The following is an 8103-nucleotide window of genomic DNA, read 5'->3' as shown; positions in this document are numbered from 1 at the left end:
GACGATGCGGTCCTCGGCGGCCTCGTCCTCGTTGACCACGAAACCGCCGCCGACCGAGTAGTAGTCGCGGGTGGCGATGACGCCGCCGTCCCCGCCGTAGGCGGTGAAGCGCATGCCGTTGGTGTGGAAGGGCAGCTTCTGGCGCTTGTTCATCACCAGGTCGCTCTTCTCGTCGAAGGCGATCTCGCGGACGCCGCCCAGCATGATGCGGCGCTGGCCGCGGATGCGCGCCAGCGCATCGGGAATGAGGTCCGGGTCGATCAGGTTGGGCATGTGGCCTTCCAGGCCCATCATGACCGCCTTGTCGGTGCCGTGGCCGCGGCCGGTGAGCGCGAGCGAGCCGAACACCTCGGCGCGCACGCGCACGACCTCGTCGAGCCGGCCGGGGACCTCCAGCCAGCGGCGCACGAAGCGCGCGCCGGCGCGCATCGGCCCGACGGTGTGCGAGGAACTCGGCCCGATGCCGATCTTGTAGAGGTCGAAGGTGCTGACGGCCATGTCAGGCGACCCGCCCGGCCATCCGCTGCTGCGGCCGGGCATGGCGTCCGGGCGATGTCGTCGGCATCCATCGGGCCACGGACACGGCCGCGGCGCCGCGTCGGCGGGACCGCATGTCAGTGGAAGATCTCGGCCACGGTCGCCGAGCCGATGAACGCCCCGGTGGCCGCGGTCAGCGAGACCAGCACGATGCGCCAGCCCAGGCGACGGAACATCGGCAGCTTGCGCGCCACCGAGAAGCCGGCCAGCGCCAGCACCGTGGTGGTGATGCTCATGAACTGGACCTGGTTGATGATCCCGGCGACCTGTCCGGCCAGCGGCCAGCCGCCCTGCAGCGTCGCGAACGTGGCGGCCAGGGCGAGGAACAGCATCAGCGGCAGCTTGCGCAGCAACCGCTTGAGCAGCAGGCCGAGCAGCACGATGGCCACCATCACCGCGACGCCCGGCAAGGTCTGCGCCGGTCCCACGCCGTGTCCGATCCAGTTGCTGATCGTGATGCCAGCGACCATCAGCAGCAGTGCCAGCACGCTGTCGGCGAACGTCGATCGTGCGTTCTCGCCTTCGAGTACGGCGTCGGTGTCCAGGTCGCCGGTCGACGGCGCGCGCCGCGCCAGCGCGGTGCGGCCGAGCACCGGCTCGAGCCGGCCGTAGAGCCAGTTGCACAGCGGCAAGGTGACGAACGCGGCGAAGTAGAAGCCGACCACGCCGGCGATCAGGTTGGCCGCGCCGGCGATGGCGGTCAGCTCGCGGGCCAGTTCCGGCGATTGCCCCAGCGTGATCGGCCCCAGCGCGGCGGCCATCATGCTGCCCGAGCCGATCCCCGCGCCCATCGCCAGCGAACGCGGATCGAAGATGCCCAGCGAAGCGATCACGCTGGCGAGCAGCGAGATGAACACCGCGCCGAGCACGGTACCGGTGATGTATTCGGCCAGCACCCCGCGGCCCTCGGCAGACTGCATGCCGTACTTCTGGCCGATGATGACCATCGCGGTTTCGCGGCCGATCGAGAACGTCGCGCCGACCGCCTCGCGCTTGATGCCCAGCAGCAGCGCCAGCGGCAGCGCCAGCACCATCGTGCCGAACGCGTGGCCCAGTTCCTGGAAGGCCAGCGCCCAGCCGACCTCGCGCAGCGCCTGCATGTTGGCGCCGGCCATCAGCCCCAGCTTGACGATGAACAGCAGCAGCGCGGTATCGAGCAGCTTGCCGGCGTAGGCCTGCAGCGGCAGGCCGAGCCGCAGCGCGGCCGGCAGGCGCGCGTGCCAGACCGCCAGCAGCGTGGTCGCCAGCAGCGCCACCAGCATCGGCAGGATCACGATGCTCGCCGACCACACCGGAATGGCCATCGGCCCGATCCATTCGGTGGCGGCGGTCACCGCCAGCACCACCAGGAACAGCAGCCATGGCCGTGACGGGAGCTTCGGCGAACCGGACGTGGGCGGCAACGGGGACGCGGCGTGGGACATGGGTGGGTCGCTCCAGAGGGGGTTCGCAAGGCGCCGGGCTGCGTTTCGCCCGGCGGCCGCGTGGTCGGTGCGCGTTGCGCGGGCGCAGGCGGTCAGCCGGCGCCGGCTGGCGGCGGCGCCTTGGCCTCGCCCGCGGTGAACCAGTCGCTGGGGGGAATCTCGTGGAAGATCACCCGCACCGCGGCGGCGGGCACGTCGAGATGCACGGTGGCGGCCTCGGTCACCGCCCGGGCGAAGGCGGCCTTCTGCGCGTGGCTGCGGCCGGCCAGGATGTTGGCGTGGATCAGGGGCATGTCATGGGTCCGTGTGGAAGCCGCAGCGCCCGAGCGTCTCCATCTCGAGCGACACGAAGGAGGAAGGGCGCAGCGCGCTGGCCGCGGTGGCGCCGCCGGCCAGCACGATGTCGCCCGGCGACAGCGTCTCGCCGGCCTCGGCGATGACCCGCGCGGCCGCGACCAGCGAACGCAGCGGATGGCCGAGGATCGCGGCACTCGACCCGAACGCCTGCGGGCGGCCGTCGAAGGCCAGCACCAGGCCGAGGTTGGACAGGTCGACATCCGGCCGCGACCACGGCCCGACGACGAAGCCCGACGAGGAACTGTTGTCGGCGACCACGTCGGTCAGCGAGAACCTGAAGTCCTCGTAGCGCGAATCGATGATCTCCAGCGCCGGCGCCACCGCGTCCACCGCGGCCAGCGCCTGCGGGATCGTGACCCGGCCCGCCAGCGGCCTGCCGACCAGGAAGGCGATCTCCGGTTCCACGCGCGGATGCACGTAGTCCGGCAGCGCGATGCTGCCGCCGTCCTCGACCAGCATGCCGGAGGTCAGGCGTCCCCAGATCAGGTCGTCCACGCCCATCTGCACCATCTTGGCGCGGCTGGTGAAGCCCATCTTGATGCCGACGCGGGTCTCGCCGCGATCCAGGCGGCGCTGGATGCTGGCGCGCTGCACCGCATAGGCGTCCTCCAGCGAGATCGGATCCTCCAGCTGCGGCGTGGCCGTGGCGTGGAACGCGGCGCCGTCGAGGCGCGCGGCGAGTGCGGCGATGTCGGTGCTCATGCGGCGGCCGCCTTCTGCTTGCGTTGCTGGACGAGGTCGAGCGCGACGTCGACGATCATGTCCTCCTGGCCGCCGACCATGCGCCGCTCGCCCAGTTCGATCAGGATCGTGCGCACGTCCAGGCCGTAGTCGGCCGCGGCCTTCTCGGCATGGCGCAGGAAGCTCGAATACACGCCGGCATAGCCGAGGCTGAGCGTCTCGCGGTCGACCCGCACCGGGCGGTCCTGCAGCGGGCGCACCAGGTCCTCGGCCGCGTCCATCAGCTTGAACAGGTCGCAGCCGTGGTCCCAGCCCATGCGTTCGGCGGCGGCGATGAACACCTCCAGCGGCGCATTGCCGGCGCCCGCGCCCATGCCCGCCAGCGAGGCGTCGACGCGGGTCGCGCCGTTCTCAACCGCGACGATCGAGTTGGCCACGCCCAGCGACAGGTTGTGGTGGGCATGGATGCCGATCCGGGTTTCGGGCTTCAGCGCCTCGCGCAGCGCCTGCACCCGTTCGCGCGCGCCGTCCATCGTCAGCGCGCCGCCGGAGTCGGTCACGTACACGCAATACGCGCCGTAGCTCTCCATCTTCCTCGCCTGTTCGGCGAGCGCGGCGGGTTCGATCATGTGGCTCATCATCAGGAAGCCGGCGACGTCGATGTCGAGCCGGCGCGCTTCCTCGATGTGCTGCCTCGCCACGTCGGCCTCGGTGCAGTGGGTCGCCACCCGCACCGAGCGCACGCCGGCCTGCACCGACTCGCGCAGCTCGTGCACGGTGCCGATGCCCGGCAGCAGCAGGGTGGTGACCCTGGCCTGGGTCACGCTGTCGGCGACGGCCTCGATCCATTCCAGATCGGTGTGCCTGCCGAAACCGTAATTGAAGCTGGAGCCGGCCAGGCCGTCGCCATGCGCGACCTCGATCGCGGCAACGCCGGCGGCGTCGAGCGCGCGGGTGATCGCGCGCACATGGTCGAGCCCATACTGGTGGCGGATGGCATGCATGCCGTCGCGCAGGGTCACGTCCTGGATGTACAGCCGTTCCCGGGTCACGAAGGACATCACGCCACCTCCTGCTTGCCTTGCGGCAGTTCGCGCTGCGACAGTTCGACCATGCGCTCGGCCGCGGCCAGCGCCGCCGAGGTCATGATGTCGAGGTTGCCGGCGTAGGCCGGCAGGTAGTGGCCGGCGCCTTCCACTTCGAGGAACACGCTGACCTTCAGGCCGGGCGCCGCGGTCGGCGCGCGCAGGATCGCCGCGCAGGCGTCGGCGTCGAGGCTTTCGAACTGCACGTCCTGCTTGAGCCGGTAGCCGGGCACGTAGCCGGCGACGCTGGCGACCATCCTGTGGATCGAGGCGCGGATCGCCTCGGGTTCGCCGCCGTCGGTCAGGCAGTACACGGTGTCGCGCATCATCAGCGGCGGCTCGGCGGGATTGAGCACGATGATCGCCTTGCCCGTCGCGGCGCCGCCGACCGATTCGATCGCGCGCGAGGTGGTCTCGGTGAACTCGTCGATGTTGGCGCGGGTGCCGGGGCCGGCGGATTTCGACGCGATCGACGCGACGATCTCGGCATAGCGCACCGGCGCGACCCGCGACACCGCCGCGACGATCGGAATCGTCGCCTGGCCGCCGCAGGTGACCATGTTGAGGTTCGGTGCATCCAGGTGCTGGTCGAGATTCACCGCGGGCACCGCGTACGGGCCGACCGCGGCCGGGGTCAGGTCGATGACGCGCTTGCCGTCGGCCTGCAGCACTTCGGCGTGGCGGATGTGCGCGCCGGCGGACGTGGCATCGAAGACGATGCCGATGTCCTGGTAGACCGGCAGCGCGCGCAGGCCGTCGAGCCCGTCGTGGGTCGTGGCCACGCCGAGCCGGCGCGCGCGCGCGAGGCCGTCGGATTCGGGGTCCACGCCGACCAGCGCGGCGATCTCCAGTTGCCTGCCGTGGCGCAGCAGCTTGATCATCAGGTCGGTGCCGATGTTGCCCGAGCCGATGATCGCGACCTTGGTCCTGTCCATTGCCTCATCCCTCCGAGAACATGGCCGACACGTTGCCCAGACCGGAGATCCGGGCCTCGAAGACATCGCCCGCGGACACGGACACCATCGGGCCCAGTGCGCCGGACAGGACGATGTCGCCGGCGCGCAGCGGGCGACCGGTCTCCGCCACCGTGCGTGCCAGCCACACCACGGCGTTGAGTGGATTGCCCAGACAGGCCGCCCCGCAGCCGACCGACACCGGCTCGCCGGCCTTTTCCAGCGACATGCCGCACAGCGCCAGGTCGAGGCTGTCGATCTTCTTCGGCGAACTGCCGAGCACGTACAGGCCCGACGACGCGTTGTCGGCAATGGTGTCGAAGATGCTGATCCTCCAGTCGCGCACGCGGCTGTCGACGATCTCGATCGCCGGCAGGGCGTAGCCGATGACGCCCAGCACGTGCCCGAGCGTCGGGCGATCGGCATCGAGGTCGCGGTCGACGACGAAGGCGATCTCGGCCTCCACCTTGGGCTGGATCAGCCGCGACAGCGGCACTTCCTGGCCGCTGCCGAACGCCATGTCGTCCAGCAGCACGCCGAAGTCCGGCTGGTCGACGCCCAGCTGGCGTTGCACCGCGACCGAGGTCAGGCCGATCTTGCGGCCGACGACCCGGCGGCCGGCGCCGATCGCCGCTTCGGTCAGCAGGTGCTGGACCGCGTAGGCGGCCCCGATGCCACCGTCCTCGAGCAGCGGCTTGACTGGATCGCAGGCCGTTCCCGTGCGCGCGGCCTCTCCGAGCAGGCGCGCGGCCTCGCGCACCGGAGCGCTGTCCAGCACGGCGTCAAAGCTTGATGCAGACATTGCGCAGCTCCGTGTAGAACTCCAGGCCATGCACGCCGCCCTCGCGGCCGATGCCGGACTGCCTGGCGCCGCCGAAGGCGGTGCGCAGGTCGCGCAGGAACCAGCAGTTGACCCAGGCCACGCCGACCTCGATCGCCGCGGCGACGCGGTGCGCGCGGGTCAGGTCGCCGGTCCAGATCGTCGTCGCCAGTCCGTAGGGGCTGGCATTGGCGCGTGCGATCGCCTCGTCCTCGCGGTCGAACGGCGCGACGTGGCAGCACGGCCCGAAGATTTCCTCGCGGATCACCGCCGAGTCCTCGGGCAGTCCCGTCCAGATCGTCGGCTGCACCCAGTAGCCGCCGGCCAGCGCGTCGGGCAGCTGCGGCACGCCGCCGCCGGTGACCACCGTCGCGCCGTCGTCGAGCGCACGCGCGTAGTAGCCCAGCACCTTGTCGCGGTGCCTGCTGCTGATCAGCGGGCCGAAACTGGTGCTCTCCGCCCACGGATCGCCGGGGACGAGCGCCTCGGCCGCGGTCTTCAGGCGCGAGACGAACGCCTCGAAGACCGGTCGTTCGACGTACACGCGCTCGGTGCCCAGGCAGACCTGGCCGCTGTTGAGGAAGGCGGAGCGGGCGATGCCGGCGACCGCGGCGTCGAGGTCGCAGTCGGCGAACACGATGCCGGCGTTCTTGCCGCCCAGTTCGAACGATACCGGCCGCACGCCGACCGCGGCGGCCTGCATGATCGCGGTTCCGGTGCGGGTCTCGCCGGTGAAGGTGATCGCGTCGACATCCGGATGTTCGGTCAGGTACTGGCCGGCCGAGTCCGGACCGAAGCCGTGCACGACGTTGAACACGCCGTCGGGCACGCCGGCATCGCGCATGACCTCGCCCAGCAGCGTCGTCGTGGAAGGCGTTTCCTCCGAGGGCTTGACCACGACGGTGTTGCCGAACGCCAGCGCCGGCGCGACCTTCCAGGTCATCAGCAGCAGCGGCAGGTTCCACGGGCAGATCACCGCGATCACGCCGCGCGGCGTGCGCAGGCCGTAGTTCAGCGCGCCGCGGCCGTCGGGCGTGTCGCTGCGGAACGCCTCGGTCGCCGAGGCCGCGATCTGGTCGGCGAAGACCTCGAAGTTGGCGGCGCCGCGCGGGATGTCGAGATGGCTGGCCAGCGAGGCCGGCTTGCCGGTGTCGCGGATCTCCGCCGCCACGAACTCGTCGAAGCGGTCGCGGATGCCGTCCGCCAGCCGGCGCAGGACCTTCGCCCGGGCCTGGCCGCTCAGGGTCGCCCATGGCCCTTGCAGCGCGCGCCGCGCGGCATCGACCGCATGCGCGACGATCGCCGCGTCGGCCTCGTGCACCTGCGCCACCACCTTGCCGGTCGCCGGGTCGCGGTTGTCGAACAGCGGGCGCGGCGACTCCACGTAGCGGCCATCGATGAAGTGGCGGATCACGGCCAGGTCGGCGAGGGGCGGCGAGGAGGTGGGGGTCATTGCCTGTCCATTGGAAGAGGGGGGCGGAAATACCGAAATTGCGTCCGGCAGCGCGCCGCCGTGGATTCGTTGCGTGCCTGCCCTCGCATAAAAAGTCGAAATTAATCAAAAGTCAACCGCTGTTTGGCGGCAGCTATGGGATTCTGCCCAATCAAATATCGAAATTATGCTTGACAAGGCGGGCGGCGATCTGCTCCCATCGCAGCATCTTCCTTTCCGCCCGGAGCATGCGTCCCGATGGCTGCCGTCCTCGATCCCGCGGCGTCGCTTGCGCCGGAAATGACCGCCTGGCGCCACCGCATCCACGCCTGGCCGGAACTCGGCTTCGAGGAGCTGCGGACCTCGGCACTGGTCGCCGAGGTACTCGAGTCGCTGGGGCTGGACGTCCACCGGGGCCTGGGCGGCACCGGCGTGGTCGCGGTCATCGACAGCGGCCGGCCGGGGCTGTCGATCGGCCTGCGCGCGGACATGGACGCGCTGCCGATGCAGGAGCACAGCGACGCGGCCTACCGCTCGCAGCGCGACGGCACCGCGCACACCTGCGGCCACGACGGGCATACCTCGGCGCTGCTGGGCACCGCCGCGTACCTGGTCCGGCATCCGCCGGCCAGCGGCCGCGTGGTGCTGATCTTCCAGCCGGCCGAGGAAGGCGGGCGCGGCGCGATACGCATGGCCGGGGACGGCCTGTTCGCGCGCTTCCCCTGCGACGAGGTCTACGCCTTCCACAACATGCCGCTGCTGGGCCGCGGCAAGGCCAGCGTGCGCAGCGGCGCGACGCTGCAGTCGCTGGCGG

At 70.9% G+C, this 8103-nt stretch carries 9 protein-coding genes; 1 reads left to right on the top strand and 8 read right to left on the bottom strand.

Features of this window, described 5'->3' with window-relative positions; genetic code table 11:
• The 8 genes from LDO26_RS17965 to LDO26_RS17930 all read right to left on the bottom strand — a co-directional run.
• Window positions 1-498, bottom strand: a 498-nt coding sequence (locus LDO26_RS17965; protein ID WP_305068833.1) for a serine dehydratase beta chain, incomplete at its 3' end; no start/stop codon positions are given.
• A gap of 116 nt (window positions 499-614) precedes the next feature.
• Window positions 615-1961 carry a DUF3100 domain-containing protein gene (locus tag LDO26_RS17960; RefSeq protein ID WP_232132468.1) on the bottom strand — a complete coding sequence of 449 codons (1347 nt, stop codon included), beginning with the start codon at window positions 1959-1961 and terminating at the stop codon, window positions 615-617.
• A 92-nt stretch (window positions 1962-2053) separates the two neighbouring features.
• Window positions 2054-2254, bottom strand: a complete 201-nt coding sequence (locus LDO26_RS17955; protein WP_232132467.1) for a tautomerase family protein — start codon at window positions 2252-2254, stop codon at window positions 2054-2056.
• A gap of 1 nt (window position 2255) precedes the next feature.
• Window positions 2256-3020 (bottom strand): 2-keto-4-pentenoate hydratase, encoded by a 765-nt coding sequence (locus tag LDO26_RS17950; protein ID WP_232132466.1) that lies wholly within the window; start codon window positions 3018-3020, stop codon window positions 2256-2258.
• Window positions 3017-4060, bottom strand: a complete 1044-nt coding sequence (dmpG, locus tag LDO26_RS17945) for a 4-hydroxy-2-oxovalerate aldolase (protein WP_232132465.1) — start codon at window positions 4058-4060, stop codon at window positions 3017-3019. The genes LDO26_RS17950 and dmpG overlap by 4 nt, the downstream gene beginning before the upstream one ends.
• Entirely contained in the window at window positions 4060-5019 is a 960-nt protein-coding gene (locus LDO26_RS17940; protein ID WP_232132464.1) for an acetaldehyde dehydrogenase (acetylating), read from the bottom strand. The genes dmpG and LDO26_RS17940 overlap by 1 nt, the downstream gene beginning before the upstream one ends.
• Before the next feature lie 4 nt (window positions 5020-5023).
• Window positions 5024-5839, bottom strand: coding sequence for a 2-keto-4-pentenoate hydratase (locus LDO26_RS17935; protein WP_232132463.1), 816 nt, complete (start codon window positions 5837-5839; stop codon window positions 5024-5026).
• Complete coding sequence (locus LDO26_RS17930) at window positions 5820-7310, bottom strand: 2-hydroxymuconic semialdehyde dehydrogenase (RefSeq protein ID WP_232132462.1); 1491 nt, start codon at window positions 7308-7310, stop codon at window positions 5820-5822. Before LDO26_RS17930 ends, LDO26_RS17935 begins: the two co-directional genes overlap by 20 nt.
• A gap of 237 nt (window positions 7311-7547) precedes the next feature.
• Between LDO26_RS17930 and LDO26_RS17925 the strand changes: the two genes are divergently transcribed.
• The coding region (locus tag LDO26_RS17925; protein WP_232132461.1) for an amidohydrolase at window positions 7548-8103 on the top strand (556 nt) is incomplete at its 3' end.

The organism is Proluteimonas luteida (assembly GCF_021191695.1).
Taxonomy (GTDB): domain Bacteria; phylum Pseudomonadota; class Gammaproteobacteria; order Xanthomonadales; family Xanthomonadaceae; genus Luteimonas; species Luteimonas luteida.
The sequence above is the reverse complement of the archived record's forward strand: the minus strand, read 5'-3'. Positions and strand labels throughout refer to the sequence as shown.

Excerpts from the sequence above, each read along its gene's own strand:
- LDO26_RS17960 (WP_232132468.1), bottom strand. The coding sequence starts at position 1,961 with ATGTCCCACGCCGCGTCCCCGTTGCCGCCCACGTCCGGTTCGCCGAAG.
- LDO26_RS17955 (WP_232132467.1), bottom strand. The coding sequence starts at position 2,254 with ATGCCCCTGATCCACGCCAACATCCTGGCCGGCCGCAGCCACGCGCAG.
- LDO26_RS17950 (WP_232132466.1), bottom strand. The coding sequence starts at position 3,020 with ATGAGCACCGACATCGCCGCACTCGCCGCGCGCCTCGACGGCGCCGCG.
- dmpG (WP_232132465.1), bottom strand. The coding sequence starts at position 4,060 with ATGTCCTTCGTGACCCGGGAACGGCTGTACATCCAGGACGTGACCCTG.
- LDO26_RS17940 (WP_232132464.1), bottom strand. The coding sequence starts at position 5,019 with ATGGACAGGACCAAGGTCGCGATCATCGGCTCGGGCAACATCGGCACC.
- LDO26_RS17935 (WP_232132463.1), bottom strand. The coding sequence starts at position 5,839 with ATGTCTGCATCAAGCTTTGACGCCGTGCTGGACAGCGCTCCGGTGCGC.
- LDO26_RS17930 (WP_232132462.1), bottom strand. The coding sequence starts at position 7,310 with ATGACCCCCACCTCCTCGCCGCCCCTCGCCGACCTGGCCGTGATCCGC.